At 67.9% G+C, this 22,347-nt stretch carries 23 protein-coding genes; 8 read left to right on the top strand and 15 right to left on the bottom strand.

What is annotated here, in order from left to right; all coding sequences use genetic code 11:
* Position 1: 1 nt before the first annotated feature.
* Positions 2-712 carry a winged helix-turn-helix transcriptional regulator gene (locus ON20_RS12540; RefSeq protein ID WP_051162313.1) on the bottom strand — a complete coding sequence of 237 codons (711 nt, stop codon included), beginning with the start codon at positions 710-712 and terminating at the stop codon, positions 2-4.
* A 106-nt stretch (positions 713-818) separates the two neighbouring features.
* On the opposite strand from ON20_RS12540, the gene ON20_RS12535 reads away from it, so the two are divergent.
* Positions 819-1,634, top strand: a complete 816-nt coding sequence (locus ON20_RS12535) for a class I SAM-dependent methyltransferase (RefSeq protein ID WP_040835451.1) — start codon at positions 819-821, stop codon at positions 1,632-1,634.
* 148 nt (positions 1,635-1,782) lie between these two features.
* Here ON20_RS12535 and ON20_RS12530 read toward each other — a convergent pair whose 3' ends face one another.
* Entirely contained in the window at positions 1,783-3,135 is a 1,353-nt protein-coding gene (locus ON20_RS12530; RefSeq protein ID WP_040835450.1) for a hypothetical protein, read from the bottom strand.
* Positions 3,136-3,250: 115 nt separating this feature from the next.
* On the opposite strand from ON20_RS12530, the gene ON20_RS12525 reads away from it, so the two are divergent.
* From ON20_RS12525 to ON20_RS12515, 3 genes are all read left to right on the top strand, one after another.
* A complete protein-coding gene (locus ON20_RS12525) occupies positions 3,251-3,922 on the top strand; it encodes a glycosyltransferase family 2 protein (protein ID WP_040835449.1) in 672 nt (223 codons plus the stop codon).
* Positions 3,923-3,993: 71 nt separating this feature from the next.
* Entirely contained in the window at positions 3,994-4,677 is a 684-nt protein-coding gene (locus ON20_RS12520; RefSeq protein WP_051162358.1) for a TIGR04282 family arsenosugar biosynthesis glycosyltransferase, read from the top strand.
* Between the two features lie 545 nt (positions 4,678-5,222).
* The gene (locus tag ON20_RS12515) at positions 5,223-6,977 is read left to right on the top strand and encodes a tetratricopeptide repeat protein (RefSeq protein WP_157228815.1); all 1,755 of its coding nucleotides are present in this window, start codon (positions 5,223-5,225) and stop codon (positions 6,975-6,977) included.
* A 110-nt stretch (positions 6,978-7,087) separates the two neighbouring features.
* Here ON20_RS12515 and thpD read toward each other — a convergent pair whose 3' ends face one another.
* The 8 genes from thpD to ON20_RS12475 form a co-directional block, all read right to left on the bottom strand.
* Positions 7,088-7,963 carry an ectoine hydroxylase gene (thpD, locus tag ON20_RS12510; protein ID WP_040835447.1) on the bottom strand — a complete coding sequence of 292 codons (876 nt, stop codon included), beginning with the start codon at positions 7,961-7,963 and terminating at the stop codon, positions 7,088-7,090.
* A 20-nt stretch (positions 7,964-7,983) separates the two neighbouring features.
* Positions 7,984-8,379: an ectoine synthase gene (locus ON20_RS12505; protein ID WP_040835445.1), complete on the bottom strand. Its 396-nt coding sequence runs from the start codon at positions 8,377-8,379 to the stop codon at positions 7,984-7,986.
* A 20-nt stretch (positions 8,380-8,399) separates the two neighbouring features.
* Positions 8,400-9,659 carry a diaminobutyrate--2-oxoglutarate transaminase gene (gene ectB / locus ON20_RS12500; protein WP_040835443.1) on the bottom strand — a complete coding sequence of 420 codons (1,260 nt, stop codon included), beginning with the start codon at positions 9,657-9,659 and terminating at the stop codon, positions 8,400-8,402.
* On the bottom strand, positions 9,656-10,132 hold the full coding sequence (gene ectA, locus ON20_RS12495) for a diaminobutyrate acetyltransferase (RefSeq protein ID WP_245547206.1): 477 nt from the start codon (positions 10,130-10,132) through the stop codon (positions 9,656-9,658). The genes ectB and ectA overlap by 4 nt, the downstream gene beginning before the upstream one ends.
* Positions 10,133-10,364: 232 nt before the next feature.
* Complete coding sequence (locus tag ON20_RS12490) at positions 10,365-11,534, bottom strand: sensor histidine kinase (RefSeq protein ID WP_051162311.1); 1,170 nt, start codon at positions 11,532-11,534, stop codon at positions 10,365-10,367.
* A 4-nt stretch (positions 11,535-11,538) separates the two neighbouring features.
* The gene (locus ON20_RS12485; RefSeq protein ID WP_040835441.1) at positions 11,539-12,249 is read right to left on the bottom strand and encodes a response regulator transcription factor; all 711 of its coding nucleotides are present in this window, start codon (positions 12,247-12,249) and stop codon (positions 11,539-11,541) included.
* Positions 12,250-12,404: 155 nt separating this feature from the next.
* Complete coding sequence (locus tag ON20_RS12480; protein WP_245547194.1) at positions 12,405-12,680, bottom strand: hypothetical protein; 276 nt, start codon at positions 12,678-12,680, stop codon at positions 12,405-12,407.
* Between the two features lie 182 nt (positions 12,681-12,862).
* Positions 12,863-13,285 (bottom strand): ChaB family protein, encoded by a 423-nt coding sequence (locus ON20_RS12475; RefSeq protein ID WP_040835439.1) that lies wholly within the window; start codon positions 13,283-13,285, stop codon positions 12,863-12,865.
* A gap of 214 nt (positions 13,286-13,499) precedes the next feature.
* Here ON20_RS12475 and ON20_RS40250 point away from each other — a divergent pair, with 214 nt between their 5' ends.
* Entirely contained in the window at positions 13,500-13,865 is a 366-nt protein-coding gene (locus tag ON20_RS40250; protein WP_040835437.1) for a hypothetical protein, read from the top strand.
* On the opposite strand, the gene ON20_RS12465 is transcribed toward ON20_RS40250, so the two are convergent.
* The 3 genes from ON20_RS12465 to ON20_RS12455 form a co-directional block, all read right to left on the bottom strand.
* Positions 13,859-14,998, bottom strand: a complete 1,140-nt coding sequence (locus ON20_RS12465) for a PP2C family protein-serine/threonine phosphatase (protein WP_086008976.1) — start codon at positions 14,996-14,998, stop codon at positions 13,859-13,861. The two genes, ON20_RS40250 and ON20_RS12465, sit on opposite strands and share 7 nt — an antisense overlap.
* A gap of 131 nt (positions 14,999-15,129) precedes the next feature.
* Positions 15,130-16,503, bottom strand: coding sequence for an FAD-dependent oxidoreductase (locus tag ON20_RS12460; RefSeq protein WP_040835435.1), 1,374 nt, complete (start codon positions 16,501-16,503; stop codon positions 15,130-15,132).
* Between the two features lie 132 nt (positions 16,504-16,635).
* The gene (locus ON20_RS12455; protein WP_051162307.1) at positions 16,636-18,171 is read right to left on the bottom strand and encodes a flavin-containing monooxygenase; all 1,536 of its coding nucleotides are present in this window, start codon (positions 18,169-18,171) and stop codon (positions 16,636-16,638) included.
* 146 nt (positions 18,172-18,317) lie between these two features.
* Here ON20_RS12455 and ON20_RS12450 point away from each other — a divergent pair, with 146 nt between their 5' ends.
* Positions 18,318-18,899: a class I SAM-dependent methyltransferase gene (locus tag ON20_RS12450; RefSeq protein ID WP_040835433.1), complete on the top strand. Its 582-nt coding sequence runs from the start codon at positions 18,318-18,320 to the stop codon at positions 18,897-18,899.
* 48 nt (positions 18,900-18,947) lie between these two features.
* On the opposite strand, the gene ON20_RS12445 is transcribed toward ON20_RS12450, so the two are convergent.
* On the bottom strand, positions 18,948-19,829 hold the full coding sequence (locus ON20_RS12445; RefSeq protein WP_040835430.1) for an LLM class F420-dependent oxidoreductase: 882 nt from the start codon (positions 19,827-19,829) through the stop codon (positions 18,948-18,950).
* A gap of 308 nt (positions 19,830-20,137) precedes the next feature.
* The gene (locus tag ON20_RS12440; RefSeq protein WP_040835428.1) at positions 20,138-20,572 is read right to left on the bottom strand and encodes a Rossmann-fold NAD(P)-binding domain-containing protein; all 435 of its coding nucleotides are present in this window, start codon (positions 20,570-20,572) and stop codon (positions 20,138-20,140) included.
* A 9-nt stretch (positions 20,573-20,581) separates the two neighbouring features.
* Here ON20_RS12440 and ON20_RS12435 point away from each other — a divergent pair, with 9 nt between their 5' ends.
* Positions 20,582-21,724 (top strand): alkaline phosphatase family protein, encoded by a 1,143-nt coding sequence (locus tag ON20_RS12435; protein ID WP_174361882.1) that lies wholly within the window; start codon positions 20,582-20,584, stop codon positions 21,722-21,724.
* Positions 21,725-21,846: 122 nt separating this feature from the next.
* A complete protein-coding gene (locus ON20_RS12430) occupies positions 21,847-22,161 on the top strand; it encodes a hypothetical protein (RefSeq protein WP_040835425.1) in 315 nt (104 codons plus the stop codon).
* The last annotated feature ends 186 nt before the right edge of the window (positions 22,162-22,347 follow it).

The following is a 22,347-nucleotide window of genomic DNA, read 5'->3' as shown; positions in this document are numbered from 1 at the left end:
GTCATGGACAAGCCGGCGGGCGATCACCGCGAGCTCGGACAGGCCGAGGTACGGCTGCCAGGGGAGATTGTCCGATCCACACCGGTACCTCGCGGCGCACCGAAACGGGGCCGAGCACATCGATCGACCGCTGTTCGAGGGCGCCGGCCCAGCTTCTGTTCCCGCGCCACACTTCGGTGAGTGTGCGCAACGAGGTCCGTACCGTGGCCGCGATATCGAAACCCGGATCGTAATCGCATACCTGCGCCTCACCGTGGTCGACCATGATCCACCAGCAGGCCGCCCTGCCCGCCACATCCGAGAACTCGAGCGCGAGCACCGTGCGTTCGGGTGGCCAGACGGTCAACGGCATCGTGCGCCGGATATCCCACAGCAGCAGATGCGGGTCCAGATCCTCGATGCCGAGCTCGCCGATCCAGCGTGTTGCCCAGACACCGAGAGCCTCCACGACCGTCGAAAGTTCCTCTCCCGCGGGTGTCAGCACATAGGCGGTTCGGCCGGTCGGACCGACCTCACGACGGAGCACACCCGCCTTCTCCAGCGATCGTAGCCGGCGGGAGAGCAGTGCGGGCGACATCTTCGGATTACCGCGCCGCAGCTCGTTGAAATGCCGGCTCCCCAACAACAGCTCCCGGACGACGAGCAGCGTCCACCGCTCGTCGAGCACTTCCAGCGCCTTGGCGACCGGGCAGTATTCCCCATAACCGGACACAACACCAGTACATCATCACGGGCACGAGCGGTACAGATATTGAACTGGCGGTCGCCACGCGCCGCGGCGGATTCTGAGTTATCGGCCCCACCGAGAGGAGTATCCGATGGCCCAGACCGTCTCCCCCGATATCAAAACCAAGCACCGCGCCATGTGGGCGCTGGGTGACTACCCGCGCGTGGTCGACGATGTGATACCCGAACTCGGCCGACGCCTCGTCCAGGCCTGTGCCATCGGCCCGGGCCTGCGGGTGCTCGACATCGCGGCCGGAACCGGCAACGCTGCCATTCCCGCCGCCGAAACCGGCGCGGACGTGGTGGCCAGTGATCTGACCCCGGAGCTGCTCGAGGTGGGACGCCGTATCGCGACCGAGCGCGGCGTCGACCTCACCTGGCAGCAGGCCGACGCCGAGGCCCTGCCCTACCCTTACGCTGATTTCGACGTCGTCATCTCCTGTGTGGGTGTCATGTTCGCTCCGTTCCATCGGACCGCCGCGGACGAACTGGTCCGGGTCACCAGACCGGGCGGAACAATCGGGCTGATCAACTGGACACCCACCGGTTTCATCGGCCGAATGTTCGCCGTGATGAAGCCGTACGCCCCGCCACCGCCGCCCGGTGCGCAACCGCCCCCACTGTGGGGTGAGGAGACCCATGTCCGCGGGTTACTGGGCGATCGGGTCACCGACCTCGAACTCCGGCGAGAACACGCGAACATCGATCGTTTCGCGAACGGCGACGAGTTCCGCGATTTCTTCAAGTCCAACTACGGCCCCACGGTCGCCGTGTACCGATCGCTGGCGGGTGAACCCGAACGCGCCGCACAATTGGACCGTGAACTCGCCGACCTCGCCCGCGCGCACGACCTCGGCGGCGGTCGGATGGAGTGGGAATACCTGTTGGTCACCGCACACCGAGCCTGACCCCGCGCCGGGGCGTCGACGAGCGGACCGAATGCTTACCCGCGCATACCGACGACCGGATCCCGAAACGCATCCAGGACGGCCAACCCTGCCTGTTCGCCGGAACCCGCTCCGATCGGGGCGGCGACGGCAGCCTTGGATATCGGCCTCACCAGTTCGTCATAAGCAGGTGGACGAGTGCCAGGGTGCCCAGTGCCTGCACCGCGAGCCAGGCCCGGGCCTCGGAACGGGGCAGAAACCCCGTCACCGCGAGCAGCCACATATCGAACGGTAACCAGATGCGCTCGGTTTCGGCCTTGCTGAGCCCACTCATATCCGCGACGAGGACAGCGCACACCCCGGCGGCGACCAGGATCGCCGCCGGGTCGAGGCCACACAGCCGGGCCGGCCGGAGGGCGCGGTGCAAGGCGGCGGCCGTCGCGAGACCGACCGCGCACACCGTGGCGGCGAGATTGCCCCACCACCAGTAACCGAACGGCCTGGTCTTCGCTACGCCCTGGTAGTAGCGCTCGACAACCAGGTGATACCCGTCGAGCCACCAGAACCCGGCCCCGGTGAACACCGCGACCACAACCAGCGCACCGAGCACCGCCGGCAGCAGCGGGCGCCACGTCCGGGCCGCGACGAACACGCCCACGGCCGGTATCGCCATCAGCACCAGTCCGTAGCTGAGGTAGATGCCCAGGCCGAACAGGACCCCGGACACCGCGGCGAGCGGAACCATCGCTCCCGCCGCTCGGGTGGCCAAGGCCAGCAGGGCGACTGCCCAGGTGGTGACCCCGGCGAACATCGCGTCCGCGGATACCGCGATCCAGACGGCGGCGGGAGCCGATGCCAGAAACGGCAGGGCGGCACGGGCATGCGCCTCGGCGCCGAGTGCCCGCAGAGCGACGGCCACCGCGACGGCGGCGCTGCATCCGATCAGCGTGCACATCACACCCGCCCAGGTGGCTCCGCCGAGACCGATCCGGTCGAGCAGAACGAAGAACAGCAGTGCCCCGGGAGGGTGCCCGGATACGTGGGTGGCCCAGGAATCGGGTTGGAAATCCAGGATCCGGTCGGCGAAACCGCCCAACATGGCCGGGATGTCGGTGGCACCGCCGACCTCGAACAGATACTCGTTGGGGTCCTCGAATCGATGGACGAAACCACGCTCCCAGCCGTCCACCAGGATGAGGGAAAAGGTCCAGGCGAGCGCCACGATGTAGGCGAGCCCCAACAGGGGGCGCCAGGCCAGTCGGGCCGCCACCGCGGGACCCCGGGCCACCACCGCCACCGCTATGGCGATCGCCGGGACCGTACCCCATCCGATATGCGGCAGCCAGTACCCGAATATGGGCGCGGCGGCGGCGTACAGCGATTCACGCCAGTGTTCGCCGGCTGTTCGCGGGACGACGAAGGCCACCGCGACCAGCAGCGCCGCCAGGCCGGCGCCGATCAGATCGCCGCGTATCCGGAACCGCGGTCGGGCGGTGTCGATCAGCTCCTGCACATCGGTCACCCTAGATCGCACCGGCGCGAGAAAGGGCCGGATACGTGCTCGTTCGCGACGATGTCATGGTTTCGTCACAGGTTTTTCCGGCGTTCCGCGGCCGCGGGCGCCTAGCGTTGCCACCATGACCACGGACAGCTCCGAACCGGACGCGGTAACCGTTGTGATCCCGTGCCGCAACGAAGCCGAAGCGTTGCCAAGGGTGCTCGCGGCCATCCCGAACGGATACCACTCGCTCGTGGTGGACAACGGTTCGACCGATACCACCGCGACAGTGGCCCGGGCCGGGGGCGCCACCGTGGTCGCCGAACACCGGCCCGGATACGGTGCGGCCGTCCAGGCGGGGGTGGCGGCAGCACGCACCGAACTCGTCGCGGTGTTGGACGGAGACGGTTCGATGGATCCCGCCGAACTGCCGGAACTGGTGGCGGCGGTACGCGAAGGCGCCGATCTGGCGGTGGGGCGACGGCGACCGGCCGCTGCCGGAGTGTGGCCGTGGCATGCCCGCCTGGGTAATCGGCTGGTCGCGCGGCGGTTGCGGCGACGGTATGGGCTGCCGGTGCACGATATAGGCGCCATGCGGGTGGTGGGGCGGGAACGGCTGCAGTCGTTGGGGCCGTTGCACGACCGGTTCGGCTATCCGCTGGAGCTGCTCGTGCGGGCCTCGGCCGCCGGGTGGGTGGTGGTGGAACGCGAGATCAGCTATCGGCCACGTGCCGGTGGGGTATCGAAAGTGTCCGGGTCGTGGCGCGGTTCGGTACGCGCCACCCGGGATTTTCTGGCGGTGCTGCGGTGAACGGCGGCGTACACCACGACGACGCGCCGCGGCGGGCCGGGGACGATACCGACAGCGGCGCACCCCATCCGGTGACGGTGCTGGTCGTGGCCAAGGCACCGGTCGCCGGGTTCGCCAAGACTCGACTGACCCCGCCGCTCACCCCCGTCCAGGCGGCGCGGCTGGCCGCGGCCTCGCTGCTGGACACGCTCGACGCGGTACTGCGGTGCCGGGTCGACCGGCGAGTGGTAGCGCTCACCGGTGATCTCACCGTCGCCGAATACGGCCGTGAAATCACCGAGAAACTGGCCGATTTCGATCTGATACCCCAGCGCGGCGGCGGGTTCGCGGTGCGCCTGGCCAACGCACACGCCGACGCGGCCCGGGCGGGGTTACCGGTGTTGCAGATCGGGATGGACACCCCACAACTCGGTTCGCGAGAACTCATGTGTGCCGCACAGGCGCTGTCTCCCGACGGTGACGCACTGTTGGGCCCCGCCGAGGACGGCGGCTGGTGGGGTATCGGTCTGCCCGATCCGCGGGCCGCCCGCGTTCTCGCCGATGTGCCGATGTCCACCGGACGTACCGGTGCGCTCACTCGAATCGCTTTGCGGCGCTGGGGTTATCGGGTGCGCGCACTGCCGCGGTTCGCCGATGTCGACCATTTCCGCGACGCGGTGCGGGTGGCTGCCGGCTGCACCGGCCGGTTCGCCGCGGAAATGCGCGAACTCACCGGGCCGCACGGTCCCGACCTCTCGGGGCCGATGCGTCGGTGAACGGTGTATCCGCACCGGCCCGACGGGCGCACGCCGAGCGGGTCGAATGTCTTTAACCTAAGGGGCGGACGGGTATGAGCGGTGGGGACCGTATGTGGCCGGCAGGGTCGGGATGTGGCTCGGCGCCGCGATCGTGTTCTGCTTCGCGACCGGGCCGACCGGCCATTGGATTCGGCATTCCTGGTGAGCTCCTACGCGGTACGGTCCCTGTATCCCACCTTCCTGCCCTCGGGCGGGCCGGTCGGGGCGGATAGCGAACAGTTTGCGAGCGGAGGAGCTCGCGGCGGTCGTGGTACCGCCGCGGGTGCTCTGCTTCGGCGGTGCGCTCGCGTTCGTGGGTGTACCGGCCGGAGCGAATGCCGGCACGGGATCTCGCGGTATTCGAACACGTCGGTACACACGGAATCGGCAGGATCACGGCACCCTCGGCTAGTACGGTATAGCCGCGCACAGCGCGGGCAGGGTTGGGCATCGGCGGGAAGGCGGGGAAGTACATGAACGAACCGGTTTCGTCCCGAGCGGGCGCCGTTCGGTCGCACACCGGTATGACTTCGATACAGATCGGCACCGAACCGATACCGGGCGGTACCGGGTGCGAGCTGTCCTGGGTGGAGGCCCTACCGGCCTGTTTCGGTACCACCACATCTCGGGATGGCGCGTTGTCGCCCAGGACCACGCTCGCGGAACCGCCGCGAACCGGCGAGACTCCCGCGGCCGAGTCCGCCGCCCGGACATCCGGGGGCGGTTCCCCCGGCGACGCGGTCGAGGACCGTCCGGCCGAGCCGCCGTTGGCCGCGCGCTATCGAAGCGCGGAGCCGATCGATTGGCGGGGCACCCCGGTGTACCCGATGTATGCCGAACAACTGCCGGGCACCACCGCGGAACTCACCATGATCTTGCTGTCGGCGACCCCGCCCACGGGTCTGCGCGGTTTCGGCATGGGCCTGTCGACGGTCGACGGACACATCGGCTTCGGTCACCGGTACCTGACGGGTGTGGACGTCTGGCAAGACGCCCTGGAGCGCGGGATAACCTTCGAGCTGACGGCCACGGCGCGCGGGGCGCTGTTCACCCTGACCCCGGTATGGATGGTCGAGGACGGCCGGCCGTGCTCGTGGACGGGCAACTACGGCATCGTCGTCGAACGCACCGAACCGGGTCGAACCGTGCTGTGGTGCAGTATGGGCGAGGGCCCACCGAACTTCACCGACCTCGTGGTGGAGGTGCGGATGGTCCCCACCGACGCCCCGACCGCGCCGCAACCACCGTTCACCGCCCTCGCGCTCGACGCGGACACCGCCTCGGAGCACGGCTTCGATCACCCGATACCGCGCGGACCGATACCCGTGGTATCCACTCCGGCCGACCGGGAGCCGGCCTCCGCTCCGGCTCCCACGGAATATGCGCGTATCGACCCCGCGGTCCCGCCGGCCCGCAACGCCGCCGACAACGCTCGGCGCGGCGCGGGCGATGGCCCCGGTGACGACACTGTCCCGGCAACCGGCAACCACCCCGGTGACGATCGTCTCGCCATCACCGCCCCGCTCGACTACGACCCGCGCGAACTCGGCGCACGCTCGAACGAATTCGACGAGCCGAGACCCGCCGGGCGAGACCCACGACACCTCCTCGACGAAATGAGCCGGCACGACGACGTCAGGGACTCCTACGGTGAGCACGGCGACACCCCCCGGCTCCACCGCAACGATACGGGCCGGGACGAGAGCACCGGCTGCTCTATCACCGACGATATCCGGAACCCTCGGACGGAACCTCGGCCGAAGTCCCCGGCCCCCGCGCCGGAAGAACCCGCGCCGATCTCCGATGGCCCCTCGACAGCGGACACGCCCCGGATACCGCCGGCCGACATCCGACGTCCCGCCGATCCCGCCTACCGCCGGGCTCTCTACGGACTGGGCGTGGCGATGTACGGCCTGGGTGACGACGAACGGGCCCGTATGCTGTGGGCCCGGGCCGCCTCGGCCGGGCACGCCGGCGCCGCTTACGACCTGGGTGTCCTCCATGTCCGACGCGGTGAGTTCGAGGAGGCGGAACGCTGGTGGCGGACCGCCTCCAACCGGCGAGTGGTCCGCGCCATGACCGATCTGGCCGAGCTGCTGGAACATCGCGGCGAGCACGGAGAGGCCCGGCTCTGGCGCACCCAGGCCGCCGCGGAGCACGCCATCGCCGCCGGATACCGGCGAAGCCCCATACCCTCCGACACGACGGTTTCCGCCGCGAGCCGTGCGGACCATCAACGGCTGCCGGCGGTCGGCGGGACGGCCGCGCGAAAAATGTGAACAGCGCCGAAATCAGGCACTCCTAATATGCTGCCATGTCGAGAATACGAATAGCGGCGGGAGCGAATTTTGCTCGCTCCCGCCGCCGTCGCGGCATAAATATCCGCCGTTTACACCACCGGCGTGAAATCCCGACTCGCGATATATGTCGGCCGCCGTGCCGGGGCGGCGAAAGGCTCTTCCAAAGTGTTCTCCACGCTGTTGAACACCAGGAAAATATTCGACCGCGGGAACGGCGTGATGTTATTCGCCGATCCGTGCATGATGTTCGAATCGAACAACAGTGCGGCACCGGCTGCACCGGTGAACTGGGCTATGCCGTACTTGTGCGCCAGTTCATCGATATCGGCCTGCGTCGGCACCCCGATCTCCTGCTCGCGCAGCGATTCGCGGTAGTGCTCGGCCGGAGTTTCGCCCTGACACGGCACGAAGGTACGATGCGAGCCCGGCATAACCATGAGGCTGCCGTTGTACGGATAGTTGTCGGTCAGCGCGAGGGACAGGCTCACCGCCCGCGGCGACGGCATCCCGTCCTCGGCGTGCCAGGTCTCGAAATCGGAGTGCCAGTAGAAACCGGTACCGCCGAATCCGGGCAGATAGTTGACCCGGCTCTGGTGGATATAGACGTCGGAGCCCAGGACCTGCCGGGCCAGGTCGACCACCCGGGATTCGCGCACCAGATCGGCCACGGCCGAGCTGAGCCGGTGCACCTCGAACACCGAACGCACCTGCTTGGAGGTTTTCTCCACGATCAACCGGCCGTCACCTTGCAGTTCCGGGTCGTTCGCCAGCCGAGTGATCTCGGCGGCGAACTCGGCCACTTCTACCGGGGTCAGCAATCCCCCGAGAATGGCGTACCCATCGGTATCGAACGCGGCCAACTCCGCAGCGTCGATCCGACCCCAGACCGTTGCATCGGGCCGTTCCTGATGCGGCAGTATGCCCGCGGTGCGGGTCGGATAGCGATCGATCCGATTCTGAGCCAACTCCTACCGTCCTTCCCTCGTCAGTTGGTGGGAACGGCGACCAACGGATAAACGCCGTTCTCGTCGTGGACCTCCTGCCCGGTGACGGGCGGATTGAACACACACAGCATCCGCATTCGGGTCCGTGCCTCGACCTGATGTCGTTCGTGCCCGTTGAGCAGGTACATGGTGCCCGGCCCGAGCTCGTAGGTGCGGTCGTTGTCGAAATCGGTGAGGGTGCCCTCACCCTCGACCAACCACACCGCCTCCACATGGTTGAGGTAGTGGAAGACGTGTGTGGTGCCCGCCTCGATGGTGGTCTCGTGGAACGAGAAGCCCACCCGGTCACCGCCCAGTACGATGCGTTTACTACGCCAGCCCGGACCGGCCACGTCCCGGTCCGTGCCGGTGATCTCCTCGGTGGTTCGCACAATCATCGTCGTATCTCCTCTCGGCCTCAACCGCAGACCGTGGCCACGGCATCGGTCAGAATCTGCAGCCCGTGATCGAGCTCGTCCTCGGCGATGGTGAGCGGCGGCAGCAGCTTCACCACTTCGTCGGAGGCACCCGACGTCTCGGCCAGCAGTCCGCGTTCGAACGCGACCTGGCACACCTTGCCCGCCTGCGACGCGTCATCGAAGACCAGACCGTGCACCAGTCCCCGTCCCCGCGTGGAGATACCGGAGAAGGACTGCGAGATATCGGTGAGTGTTCGGGCCACCATCGCTCCCTTGGCAACGGTCGACTTCTCCAGTTCATCGTCGGACCAGTAATGCTCCAACGCAACCTGCGCGGTGACGAAGGACGGGTTGTTACCGCGGAAGGTGCCGTTGTGCTCACCCGGCGCCCACTGATCCAGCTCCGGTTTGAACAGGACCAGCGCCATCGGCAGACCGTAGCCGCCGATCGACTTGGACAGGGTGACGATATCGGGAGTGATGCCGGCCTCCTCGAAGGAGAAGAACGGCCCGGTACGACCGCACCCCATCTGCACATCGTCGACGATCAGCAGAATGCCGCGCGCCACGCACAGCGAGGCCAGGTGTTGCAGCCATTCGATCCGCGCCACGTTCACGCCACCTTCGCCCTGCACGGTCTCCACGATGACCGCGGCGGGACGGTCCAGACCGGACGACGAGTCGTCGAGTACCCGCTCCATCCACTGGAAGTCGGCGGTGGTGTTGTTGAAGTAGCCGTCGTAGGGCATGGGGGTGGCGTTGTTGAGGGGCACCCCGGCACCGGCACGCTTGGCGGAGTTGCCGGTGACGGAGAGCGCGCCCAGCGTCATGCCGTGGAAGGCGTTGGTGAAGCTGAGCACGGTCTGGCGACCGGTGACCTTACGGGCCAGTTTCAACGCGGCCTCGACAGCGTTCGCGCCGGTGGGGCCGGGGAACTGTACCTTGTAGTCCAGTCCACGCGGCGTCAGCAGGGTGTCGCGCAGGGTTTCCAGCAGTTTGCGCTTGGCCACGGTCGACATATCGAGGCCGTGGGTCACGCCGTCGGAGGCGATGTAGTCGATGAGAGCGCTCTTGAGCAGCGGGTTGTTGTGCCCGTAGTTCAGCGCACCCGCCCCGGCGAAGAAATCGAGGAAGTCCTTGCCCGCCTCATCGCGAAGCCAGGCTCCCTGCGCGGTCTCGAAGACCGTCGGCCAGGAGCGGCAATAACCGCGAACATTGGATTCGAATTCGTCGAAGATCGTCGTGTCGGGGGTAATCATCTGTGAGCCCTTTCGGTGTTACTGGCGATCGGCGAAACGTGGTACAGGTCCTCGGCAGCGTGGCTGTCCGGGAACACATCGGGTCCGAACAGCGCGCTCTTGGTCAGCTGCGCGCCGCGGCGACGGGCCAGCGACGCGAACATGGCGACCGAGGCGGTGTTGTCCGGGGAGACGGTGGTCTCCAACGCGCGAACTTTCCCGCCGAGTGGATGGGCGGGGTCGGTGACGGTATCCGCCAACCACTCCAGCATGGCGACGCCGATACCGCGGCCGCGTTGGTCCGCGTCGACGGCGACCTGCCAGACGAAGAAGGTGGCGGGTGCTTCGGGTCTGATATAGCCGGTGATGAAACCGACCACGCGGCCGCCGACCTCGGCGACCACCGAGGTGGCGGCGAAATCCCGACACCACAGCAGATAGGCGTAGCCGGAATTGACATCCAACACCTGCGAATCGTCGGCGATCTGCCACATCCGCGCCGCATCCGCGATTCGCGGTGCGCGCAGGACGATGACGGCGGGGACGGCGGTATCGGTAGTGGTTCCCGCTTCCGCCGCGTCCGCGGCATGCGACGAGGCCGCGCCGGTCTCGGCTGCCTGCGTGGACAAACTCTGCAATGACATACAACTCCGATGTCTGCGTTCGTACCCTCCCAGGCTTGCCAATGAACTTTGAGCTGACCTGGGCGAGTTCTTTACGATCGTGTTACGGGCCTGTGACGCCCCTCTCTGTCGGCGGGCGAAATACCCCTTTTTCCGCCGCTTTCCCCGCTACGACCGGGAGGGCGATGGCGGGAAGACGAATCCGGAACCGCGCGCCCCCGCCTGGCCGTTCGGTGCATTCGACCCCGCCTTCGAGGGTGGCCACGGTCTCGGCGACCAACGCCAGGCCGATACCCGTACCGGTACCGGCGGTGGCGGACCGCGGAATCGCGCGTGATGTGGCAAAGCGTTCGAAGATCCGATCGCGGTCGGCGGCCGGCACCCCCGGCCCGGCGTCGTCGACCTCGATGACGGCCTCACCGGCGGCGCGGCACACGGTGACCGCGACCACCCCACCGCCGTGCCGGTCGGCATTCGACAGCAGGTTCACCACGGCCCGCTCGAGCTCCAGTTTGCGGCCGAGTACGGTCACCTCCTCGGTGACGGTCAGCAGTTCCATCGGACGATGGCTGTCGCGCAGTGTGTGGGCGACCAGAGCGCCCACCGAGATCGGCTCGGTGTCGCCGTGGTGCATTCCCGCCTCCACCCGGGCCAGGGCCAGCAGGTCGTCGAGCAGTCGGCGCATATGATTGACCTCCGCGGTGACCAGGTCCAAGGCCCGCCGAGACCGCTCGGGCAGATCGTCGCGATACCGGTTGAGCACGTCCACACCGGTAGTGAGAGTGGTCAGCGGGGTGCGGAGCTCGTGGCTGACATCACCGAACAGGCGGTGTTCGCGGTCGATGCGCCGCTGCAGCGAATCGACCATCCGGTTGAACGAGTCCACGGTGCCGGCCAGATCCTGGTCCCCGGTCTCGGGCATACGGATGCCGAGTTCCCCGGAGGCGATCCGGGCGGCGGTCTCCGCGACATCGCGCAGCGGTTTGAGCACCCGTCTGCCCACCCATACGCCCACCGCGGCGCCCACCAGGGTGGCGGCGAGCCCGCAGACGATCGGCAGGACGGGACGGTGCATGATCCGCTCGCCGAGGGTGCGGTTCTCGTCGCCGAGGACCGTGAACAGCGACAGCACCAACACCAGGCCCATCAGCCCGGAGGCGGCGGCGAAAGCAGTGGTCACCCGGCCGCGCAGACTCCATCGGCCCGGGCCGACGAGAATCGGCAAGCGGGCTGCGGGGTCGACATCGCCGCCGGCGAGTCGAGCATCGCTCATGGATTCAGCGCTGAGCGTCCAGCCGGTAACCGAGGCCCCGGACGGTGACCACGATCTGTGGATCCGACGGGTCTCGCTCGATCTTGGTGCGCAATCTGCGCATATGCACATCGACAATGCGTTCATCGCCGAAGAAACCGCGATCCCACACCCGCTCGAGCAGCACGGCGCGGCTGAGCACCCGGCCGGGGCTGTCGGCCAGCTCACACAGCAGGCGGAACTCGGTCAGCGTGAGGTTGATCTCCTCGTCGCCGCGGCGCACCACTCCGGCCTCGGGCGTGAGAATCAGCGGACAATCCGGCTCGGCGTCCAGCACGATCTCCACCGGGGTCTCCCGCTCGGCCGACTGGCGCGCGCGCCGGCGCAGCGCCCGCATTCGGGCGGTTATCTCCTTGATCTCGAAGGGTTTGGTGACGAAATCGTCGGCACCCGCTTCCAGCGCCGCGACGACATCGTGGGTGTCGTCGCGGGCGCTGACCACGATGATCGGCACATCGTGGTCGCGGCGAATCTCCCGTATACAGGTGAATCCGTCCATACCGCCGAGCATCAGGTCGACGATCATCACATCGGGCACACCATTGTCACGCAGGTGTGTAAGCGCGGTCTCGGCTTGTTCGGCCTCCGCGACGTCGTAGCCCTCGTCCTCCATGGCCAGGCGCAACGCGCCACGGACCCGGTCGTCGTCTTCCACGATCATCAGGTTCGCGCTCAATTTTCTTATCCCTTGCAGACACACGTGGCGTCTCGCGGTGCGGGTTTCGCATCCCCATACCGACGCGACATCCCGCTTTCTCGCTTACTCGAGCAACCCTTCGGTTAAAGGAATATCCGGATGGACCGCTCGGTAAACCTGAGGGGTGAAATAGCTCACGTACGCCCGTCGTTCGTCCGCTCCAGGCGAAAGAAATTGCTCGGCGTACCGTCTGCGCGTAACTCTTGGTAACGGAAGCTCAATTTGCGAGCATCGAATGTGGCGAACCAGTCATCCCAGTCGACCGGCCGTAGCACCGCACCGCCGTAACGGGGAAAATCCAAACGCAGCACACCAACTTTACCGTCGTCCTCACTGCCCGGGGTGGTCGCGGGATTCGCGCCGCGCCTCTCCGCCCACTGGCGGATGATCTCGTGATTCGTGGTGACCACTATCTCTCCGGGAGCGGCGGATAGGCCACCTTTCATGACGAACCTCCTTGCGGTAGGTGCGCACGGGTCGCCGGTCGAGTGTGTGGCGACCCGCACCGTCTTCTCCGCTTGGTACCCGACTTCGCAATATTGCAAACCACCGGACAGTCGAACGTCCTTCGTCCCCCGGTCACGGGCGGTTGTCACCGATGGCTGCGGTCGGCGCGGCGGTTCGTCCTACGGATCGCGGAAATCAGTTCGTTCTTGGTCATCTTCCAGCGACCGCGGATCGACAGACGGCCCGCCACCTCCAGCAGGTGCTGCTTGGAGGCGTTGGCGTCCACCCCGGAGGCGGTATCGCCCGAGGCGTTCGGGCCGCCGTGTTCGGCTCGTTCGTCGGAAGGACCCTTACCTCCCTTCTTCGCCTCCCAGTGGTCGCCCACCTTCTCGTAGCTGTGCTTCAACGCGCTGTAGGCGACCCGGTGAGCACGGGATTCGCTGCCGTATTCGTCGAGCGCGGAATCGTGCGCCTTGGCGAAGGTGCGCTGCGCTTTCTCATCGGACCGCTTCAGCGTGTCGGGCAGCTCCGACTCCTTGGCCGAACCTCGCTGCGTGGTCTTCGGCATCGCCGACCTCCTTCGGTCGCTCGTCGGTTGCTCGTGCGGTGTTCGTCTCACCGCCCGGACGAGTGTGTCCGTCTCTCCCGAGATACCCGGGCGCCGAAGGGTCAATCACGCACTATCGGGTTGATTGGGCGCGACACACCCGGGTATTCGGCGTACGGCGCACGTGGCGAGCCCAACGGCGACCGGACGAAACAGCGAACGGAAAGGACACCCCATGGCTGCCGGAGCGAACGAACCCATCGGGGCTGCCGGAGCGAACGACCCCAACCGCCCGCACCGCGAGGACGGCACCCCGTTACCCGTCCACAGCTTCCCCGACGAACCCCGAACCACTCGCACCCACGCCGGTGAGACCATCGAGGACACTCGCAACTGGCCGGGCATCATCATGGTGGCGCTGGGATTGGCGGGCCTCGCGCTCACCCTGACCGCCGCAGGCTACGGGTTCAGGGGCTGGGCGATCATCGGCGGCATCGCCACCGCGGTGCTCCTTGTGGGGGGCGTGGGGATCGTGCTCGCCGAACATCGCCGGGTCAAGATCCAGGAGGGCACCACCCTCACCGACCAGCGCGGTCACTGACCGGCCGGACCCGGCGGCGGGATCGGCGCAAGCGCGACGGTGATGTTGTCGTTGCCGCCGGACACGACGGCGAAGTCGACGAGTTCCCGGGCGGCCTCCGCCGGTGGGGACGCCGTGGCCCGCCGTGCCAGGGCGGCCGGGTCCGACAGGTAGTTCCACAGCCCGTCGGTACACAGCAGCAGCACGCCGGAACCGGTCGGATGGTAGGTCCGGATACTGCTGGCCGACCACGGCTGCGGGCCCGCGTCGGCGCCCAGCCAGCGCATGAGTGTGTGGGCGCGAGGGTCGGCCATGGCCGCCTCCTCATCCATGGCGCCCGCCTCGACGAGCGCCTGCGCCCAGGAGTCGTCGACAGTGAGCCTGCGTGACGCGACGGCGCCCTCGGGTTCCCCGGCGACCACTCGGTCGGTCGGCGGCGCGGTATTCGGCGGTACGGTTCCGGCCGTCAGCCAGTAGGCACGACTGTCCCCGACATTGGCCACGGTCACGGTGGTCCGCCCGGCGGCATCGGTGAGCACGATCGCCGACACATAGGTGCACGACGGCGCGTCGCTCTCGGTAGGGGCCAGGTTCCGCACCGCTTCGGAGGCGGCGGCCAGCCCCGCCGCGGTCGCCTCTTCGGCAGTGCGATCGCCGGCCAGCGCGGATAGGCAGGCCTCCACACCGGTGCGTACCGCGGTCGCGGACGCCACCTGCGGCTCAGGCGAGGAGGAGACTCCGTCGGAGACGGCGAGAATGGTGATCGCCCGTCGACCGGCGGTATCGTTGAGGACCGCCGCGGCCACCGCGTCCTCGTTGCGGGAGTGCGCGACGCCCCGATCGGTGACCAGGCAGACCGCGCCCAGATCGGCGTCGAACCGGTCTTGCACACGGTGCGGGTGATCGCAGTTCGGACAGCGCGGACCGCGTGCCTGGGTTCCACAGTTCACGCAGACCACGTCGGACCGGCCATCGTCGGGCAGGGCCGCGCGGTGGATCACCGGCCGGGTGACGTCCACCGGATTCGCTCCCGTCGGAAAGGTCGGCTCACTACCGGCCACACGGTTGTCGGGCGGGACGGTGATGGGCTCGGTCGCCGTGTCGAACGGGTGCGCTCCGGGCTCCGCATGCCCGGAATTCATCTCGGAACTCATCCGACCGCCGTGTTCCTCCACTGTTCCCGATAGGTGCCGAGCGCCGTCCGGCGGGTCCGCACACCGCCCCCTTCGTCTGGCCCGTTCCTACTGTCGATCGACGATAGTACGCCGCGGCAGCACAGGCGAACTCACCCGCGTTCCCATACCGCGCGCGCTGTTTTCCTGGCGGCCACCAGCACCGGGTCCCATACCGGCGAAAACGGCGGCGCGTACCCGAGATCCAGCGCGGTCACCTGTTCGACGGTCATGCCGGCGGTGAGCGCGACGGCCGCGATATCGACGCGTTTGGCGGCTCCTTCCCGACCGACGATCTGCACCCCCAGCAGCCGTCCGGTTCGGCATTCGGCGAGCATCTTCACCGTCATCGGCGAGGGATTGCGGTAATATCCGGCGCGGCTGGTGGATTCGATGGTGGCGGTGACGAATTGCAGCCCGGCGGCGTGGGCCTCCTTCTCCCGCAAGCCGGTTCGGGCGACCTCCAATCCGCAGACCTTGCTCACGGCGGTGCCGACGACACCTGGGAAGGTGGCGTATCCCCCGCCGACATTCGAGCCGATGACCTGACCGTGTTTGTTGGCGTGGGTGCCGAGCGGGATATGCCGCCGCATGCCGGTGACGAGTTCGAGCACTTCCACGCAGTCACCACCCGCCCAGATATCGTCGTGGCCGCGCACCCGCATGGCGATATCGGTGAGCAGGCCGCCGTGGGCGCCGAGTGGCAGTCCCGCGGCGCGCGCCAGGTCGGTCTCCGGATGGACGCCCATGCCCAGAACGACCACATCCGCCGGATACTCCTGCCCCGCGGCGACGGCCGCGCAAGCGCGGCCGTCGCCATCGGTGCGGATCTCGGTCACCTCGGCGTCGCCGACGACCCGTACGCCCATATCGCACAACGCGGTGCGCACCAGTGCCCCCATATCCGGATCCAGGGTCGCCATCGGTTCCGGGCCCCGGTAGACCATGGTGACCTCGAAACCGTGGCGGATCAGCGCCTCCGCCATCTCCACCCCGATATAGCCCGCCCCCACGACCACCGCGCGGCGGCCGCCGGCCGTGGTAAGCGTATCGAGGAGTGCCTCCCCGTCGTCGAGGGTCTGCACCCCGTGGACGCCGCGGGCGTCGATACCGGGCAGCGGCGGACGGATCGGGCGAGCACCGGTGGCCAGTACGAGCTTGTCATAACCGATTCGGTCCTCGGCCCCGGTGATCCGATCGCGGGTGCGCACCCACCGTTGCGCGATATCGAGTTCGATCGCCTCGGTCCCCAACCGCACATCGATGCGCCGGGCCCGATGCTCTTCGGGTGTCCGCGCTATGAGCCGGTCGCGACTTTCGACGTCGCCGGCGATCCAGTACGGGATACCGCATGCCGAATACGACGTGTGCCGGCCGCGCTCGAACACCACGACCTCCAGTTCGTCGGGGCCACGCAGCCGACGCGCCTGGGACGCTGCCGACATGCCGGTCGCGTCGCCGCCGATGATCACCAACCGCTCGGTCATATCGCCACGCTACCGAGCCGGGCGAACGGGTCGAACCCGGGTGCGCGCACCCGGGTTCGGGCCTCGGGACCGCACTCTTCGCTCGATACGGAGAGTGCGCGGGGACGGGTACTCCGAGCGGGTACCCGCCACTCAGGCGGAGCGGGCTCCGATGAGCGGGAGGCGGACGGGCATCTTCCGCCGCCGGGTTCCCGTGGTCTGCGCGCCGTGGCTGTCGGTGAAGGTGAGGACGCCGTCCTCGATCGGGCTGTTGCGCAGATAGGCTCGGTCGCGGAAGTAGCTGTTGACCACCTTCCACGGCCCACCGGTGCCCTGCCGCGGCATCACCGCGTCTCCGCGCTTGATATAGCCGGAGGTCAACGCGCCGCCCATCACCGATTCCGTCGAGCGGTCACTGTCGGAGGCGTTCACGACGAACCGGGTGAAACCCTTGTCACGCATCAGGTTCAATACCCGGCAGAAGTACTCCGCGGCCAGGTCGGCCTTGAGCGTCCAGGACGCGTTGGTGTAGCCGAGGACCATCATGGCGTTCGGAAGCCCGTCGATCAGAGCGCCTTTGTACATGACCCGCTCCCGCGTGCGGACCGGTTCACCGTCGATATCAACGGTCGCACCGCCCAGGATCTGGATGGTCAGCCCCGTGGCGGTGACGACGATATCGGCGGGGATCTCCTCGCCGGAGGCCACCCGGATACCGGTTTCGGTGAAGGTGTCGATGCGGTCGGTGACGATCGAGGCGTCCCCGCGGCGCAGCGCCTTGAACAGATCACCGTCGGGCACCACACACAACCGCTGGTCCCACGGGGCGTAGTTCGGCGTGAAATGCCGCATATCGATATTCGGGCCGACCGCGAGCCGCACCCAGCTCGAGAACAGCCGCCGGGCGAGTTTCGGCCGGCGCCGCGACAGCTGGTAGCTGCCCTGCTGGACGGCGATATTGCGGGCCCGGCCCAGCTGGTAGGTGAGCTCGGCCGGTGCCTTGATGTTCATCAGGCCCACCGCGACCGGGTCGTCGGCCGGGATGGAGGCGATATAGGTCGGCGAACGCTGCAGCATGGTCACGTGCTCGGCCTCGTCGACCATGGACGGGATCAGCGTGATGGCGGTCGCGCCGCTACCGACCACCACGACCCGTTTACCGCGGTAGTCCAGGTCTTGCGGCCAGTGCTGGGGATGGACGATCCGTCCGCCGAACTTCTCCTCACCCGCGAATTTCGGCCGGTAGCCGTTGTCGTAGTCGTAGTAGCCGGTACAGCCGACCAGGAAATCGGCGGTCCAGACCTCCTCATCGCCGGTCTGTTCCGCCACCGCGCGCACCGTCCACCGGTTGTCCGCGCTCGACCAGCTCGCCGACACCATCCGGCGACCGAACCGGATATGCGGGGTGACCCCGTATTCGTCGGCGGTTTCCTGAATGTAGCGACGGATGCTCGCGCCGTCGGCCAGCATTTTCGTACCCCGCCAGGGCCGGAATCCATAGCCGAAGGAGTACATATCCGAATCGAAGCGGATGCCCGGGTAGCGGAACAGGTCCCAGGTACCGCCGATGGCGGTGCGCCGCTCCAGAATCGCGTAGCTGCGCCCGGTTCGCTCTTTCTCCAGGTGACAGGCCACATCGATACCGGACAGACCGGCTCCGATTATCAGTACGTCGACATGCCGTGCCATCTGTGTTCCCGTCTGTTCGCGTCGGTGCACCCGACCGCGCCAGACGCACCATTGCCTGTAACCGAGAGTACATACCAACCGATGCGCGGGCGGACGATCGCGTCACACATGGAAACAGATCGCCGCGGCCCCGGTACCGTTGCCGGATGGCACGGGATCCGTACTGGAACCACAACACGCACTATCATCCGTGGCTGCTGCGCCGGATTCCCGATTCGGCCGCCACAGCGCTGGATGTCGGTTGCGGCGACGGCCTGTTGGCACGCAAACTCGCCGAGCGATGCGAGTCCGTGCTCGGCGTGGACCTCGACTCCCATGTCCTCGACAGCACCACCCCCGCTCCGCGGGTGCGGTTCCGACAGGAGGATTTCCGCCGGCTGCACGATACGTTCGAGGTAGTGACCGCGGTCGCCACCCTCCACCACGTCCCGCTCGCCGAGGGGCTCACCACGCTGCGCCGCCTCGTCGCTCCCGGCGGACTGCTGCTCGTGGTCGGGATGTGGAAGCTGACCCTGGGCAACGACTTCGGCTATCTGCCGCTGCTGCCCGCGACCTTGGCGGTGCAAACCCTGCACCGTTCCCGCCGCGGTGGTCCCGACGCGCCCATGCGCGACCCCGCCGAAACCATCGGCGAGATCCGTGCGGCGGCGGCCGAAATCCTGCCGGGGGTGCGGATCCGCCGCCGGCTGATGTGGCGGTACACCCTGCTCTGGCGGAACCCGAACTGAAACCGTACGCCCGGACCGATCGAGCGGATCGGCCCGGGCGTATCGATATCAGCGCAGCAGTTCGATGACCGGCGCGAATGTCTCCATGTTCGGCTCGAGCACGGTGATATAACCGAAGCCGAAACGTTCCCGATTCGCGCGCAGCCGGTCGGCGATCTCCCGAGGAGTACCCAGCAGCACCGTCGGCAGTTCGTCCATGCTCGCCAGTATTTCCGGCGCGACCCTGGAGCCGTATTCGTCCAGGAAATCGGCGCGCTGCTCGCGCGGTACCACGGTCTGCACGAGAATGTTCAACTCCACCTCACGCTCGCGCTCACCCAGGGCCTTGCGCACATAGGCGACCCGCTCGTCGATCTCGTCGAGCCCCGCGAAGCGCAGCACACCCTCGGAGGTCGACGCCGCGCCCGTGAACGCCACCACCGAGGCATACCGCGCGGCCAGACTCAGCAGCCGGTCGCCCCAGCCGGCGATGAGCAACGGCGGCCCGCCCGGCTGTACAGGCCGCGGCTCGTGGCTCGGATCCGCGAACAGCCTCCGCAGTGTCGTCACCGTTCGCTTCAACTGCGCGACTCGCTGCCTGCCCGTGCCGAACGGGACCTCCGCGGCATCGAATTCGTCGCGTACGTATCCCGCGCCGAGTCCGAGCTCCAACCGTCCGTCGACGAACAGGTCGGTTCCCGCGGCCTCGCGCGCCAACAGGACCGGGTTGTAGAACGGCGCATTGAGGACGAAGGTGGTCAACCGCACCCGTTCGGTGGCCTCGGCGGCCAGCACGATCGCGGGAAACGGCGGCGCCATACCGAGGTGATCGGCCACCCCGATGACGTCGTAGCCGAGCGCTTCGGCACGACGGCATTTGTCCACCCACTGCTCACGCGACTGCGGAAGGACCATATTGACGCCGAATCGGAAATCACGCTGTGCGCTCACGGAACCTGTCTACCAGCGCTCGATCCCGGGATCGAACCGCCGCGCGAGTGGCGAAACCTTTCACCGAAGAGCGTCCACGGGCGGTGCGCGGTGTCTCAGCAGTGCGTGAGGGCGGCCATCGCGCGCGGCTCCCGCCAGGACGGGAACCATTACCGCCGCCGTTGGAATCCGATGTGGTACCACCGTCCGTCGGGTCTTGACGGCGACAACCGGAGCCGGGTCCGCGGCGGGGTCTCGTCGCCGACTCCGGACACGGCGGATGAACGTAGCGCAGGCGACCACGAGTGCGGTCACCGGCACGACGCCCCTCATGCCTCGATGGTTTTCGCCGCCCACGGACGCCGTACGGACGCCGCACGGGCTTTCGGCATGGCCACCACACCGTGTCGGAGCAGACTGTCGGCGGTATCGCGCAGGGTCTCCCGCACGGGGCGCATCGTCCAGCCCAGTTCGTGCCGCGCCTTGTCGGCGCTGAGCCGTGCCGTTCCACGCGGCCCAGGGTGGGCACGGTCAACCCGCAGTCCCGGGTCCACGAGCACTACCCCGAGCACCAGCCAGTCGGGCAGACCGCGGGTGGGGACGCGGAAACCGTGCGGCCCGAACTCCGCGGCCGGCACCTCGGCCATCTCCCACATCCAGACGTGCTCACCGGCACAGATATAGCGGTTCCCGGCCGCCCCCGGCACCTCCACCCGGCGCTGAACACGGCCCGTGGGCTTGTCCGGACCACCGACGCGGCGCATGCTGGCTCTGTGATGATCGCGCCCCGATACGGTACGGGCTCCCTCGCCGATCTCTTCCCCTCGCTACTCGGGTGTTTCGGCGTACCCGGTGAACACGACCGCCTCGGATTGGGGCTGGACATCACCCGGGTATGCGTTCTGTTGGTGGACGGTCTGGGCGCCGACGCGCTCGCCGCGCACCCCGAGGCGGCACCATTTCTGTCCGGGCTGTCACCGCACCGCCTCACCGCGGGGTTCCCCACCACCACGGCCACGAGCCTGAGTTCGCTCGGAACCGGGATGCCGCCCGGCGAACACGGAATCATCGGCTATCTGCTGCGGATCCCCGAATACGACCGGGTATTCGATCCGCTGGGTTGGCGGCTGCACGGTACGCACCGGGTGGGCGATCTGCTCGACCGTCTGCCGCCCGAGAAGTTCCAGCCGCATCCGACGGTTTTCGAACGGGCGGCCGCGCAGGGGATATCGGTGACCCATGTGGCCCCGCGGCAGTTGGCCGGATCGGGGCTGACCCGGGCCGCCTTGCGCGGGGCGGATTTCCGGCCGAATACGTCCGTCGGCGATCTCGTGGCCGGTATCGCCGACGCACTGCGGGCCGCGCCGCGGGCACTGGTATACGCCTACCATGCCGACCTGGACACCACCGGACACGTCCGCGGCCCGTCCACTCGCTCATGGCTGCTGGAATTGACCCATGTGGACCGGATCGCCGCCGATATCGCCACGCAACTGCCGCCGGACGCGGCGCTGATCATCACCTCCGACCACGGCATGGTCGAATTGGACCGGCGGATCGACTACGACACCGACGACGAACTGCGTGCCGGAGTTCGCGAGCTCGGCGGCGAGGCGCGAGCCCGCCATGTCTACCCCGTCGACGGCGCGACCGCGGATGTCCGAGCGGCGTGGACGCAGCTCCTCGGCCCCGATTTCGCCGTGCTCACCCGAGCGGAGGCGATCGAACACGGCTGGTTCGGCCCACGGGTCCGCGCGCATGTCGCCGAACGTATCGGGGATCTCGTCGTGGTGGCACTCGGATCGGGCGGTATCACGCGGTCCACGGTGGAACCGGTGCAGTCGGCGCTGGTCGGACAGCACGGCTCGCTCACACCGGCCGAGATGAACGTGCCGCTGTGTGTGTTCACCCCCTGAACGCGGCCCCACCCCACCCGGTGGCAGGGCCGGCGAATGGCCACCCGGCACGGGCTCGGGCATAGTCTGGAGACATGCGGCAGGCGTCGATGCCCGCCGAGCCGACCAGGAGGAACTATCGAATGAACGCCACGATGGCACGGACCGGCCTGATCATCGCGGCCGCCGCGTCGGTGCTGGCCGGCTGCAGCGAGGTCGAGACCGCGCTCAACAAGGGTGGCGACACCCCCTGTCGGGAGTACGTCCAACAGGACTCCGACACCAAACGGGTGACGATAACCAAGTTCATCAAGGAACAGAGTCGCAGCGACCAGGAACCGCCGGGAAGTCAGGTCGACGCGGCCATCGTTTCCGTGAATCTGCTGTGCAATGTCCAGGCCAATGCCGACACCCCCATCGAGCGGGCGGATATCGCCGGGATCTTCATCCGGAAATAGGCGGGCCGCCGAATCCGTTCCGAACGCCCACGCCGGAACGGGCCGATCCGGTGTCCGCGGCGGTGACCGTGGACACCGGTGCGGCGGCGCGCCCACCGGGCCGAAAAGCCTGACGCAATCGGGCGTACGCCCGGCCGGTTCTCCCGGACCGCAGCGGTCGACCGCGCCGGGCCATGCCCATGGCTC

The sequence above is a fragment of the Nocardia brevicatena NBRC 12119 genome, from assembly GCF_000308495.1.
GTDB classification, from domain to species: domain Bacteria; phylum Actinomycetota; class Actinomycetes; order Mycobacteriales; family Mycobacteriaceae; genus Nocardia; species Nocardia brevicatena.
This window is presented reverse-complemented; position numbering and strand designations above follow the sequence as displayed.

Coding starts and splice junctions, on each gene's coding strand:
- ON20_RS12455 (WP_051162307.1), bottom strand. CDS start 18,171: ATGGCACGGCATGTCGACGTACTGATAATCGGAGCCGGTCTGTCCGGT.
- ectB (WP_040835443.1), bottom strand. CDS start 9,659: ATGATTACCCCCGACACGACGATCTTCGACGAATTCGAATCCAATGTT.
- ON20_RS12475 (WP_040835439.1), bottom strand. CDS start 13,285: ATGCCGAAGACCACGCAGCGAGGTTCGGCCAAGGAGTCGGAGCTGCCC.
- ON20_RS12505 (WP_040835445.1), bottom strand. CDS start 8,379: ATGATTGTGCGAACCACCGAGGAGATCACCGGCACGGACCGGGACGTG.
- ectA (WP_245547206.1), bottom strand. CDS start 10,132: ATGTGGCAGATCGCCGACGATTCGCAGGTGTTGGATGTCAATTCCGGC.
- ON20_RS12450 (WP_040835433.1), top strand. CDS start 18,318: ATGGCACGGGATCCGTACTGGAACCACAACACGCACTATCATCCGTGG.
- ON20_RS12515 (WP_157228815.1), top strand. CDS start 5,223: ATGACTTCGATACAGATCGGCACCGAACCGATACCGGGCGGTACCGGG.
- ON20_RS12535 (WP_040835451.1), top strand. CDS start 819: ATGGCCCAGACCGTCTCCCCCGATATCAAAACCAAGCACCGCGCCATG.
- ON20_RS12460 (WP_040835435.1), bottom strand. CDS start 16,503: ATGACCGAGCGGTTGGTGATCATCGGCGGCGACGCGACCGGCATGTCG.
- ON20_RS12440 (WP_040835428.1), bottom strand. CDS start 20,572: ATGCGCCGCGTCGGTGGTCCGGACAAGCCCACGGGCCGTGTTCAGCGC.
- ON20_RS40250 (WP_040835437.1), top strand. CDS start 13,500: ATGGCTGCCGGAGCGAACGAACCCATCGGGGCTGCCGGAGCGAACGAC.
- ON20_RS12525 (WP_040835449.1), top strand. CDS start 3,251: ATGACCACGGACAGCTCCGAACCGGACGCGGTAACCGTTGTGATCCCG.
- ON20_RS12465 (WP_086008976.1), bottom strand. CDS start 14,998: ATGAGTTCCGAGATGAATTCCGGGCATGCGGAGCCCGGAGCGCACCCG.
- ON20_RS12490 (WP_051162311.1), bottom strand. CDS start 11,534: ATGAGCGATGCTCGACTCGCCGGCGGCGATGTCGACCCCGCAGCCCGC.
- ON20_RS12430 (WP_040835425.1), top strand. CDS start 21,847: ATGAACGCCACGATGGCACGGACCGGCCTGATCATCGCGGCCGCCGCG.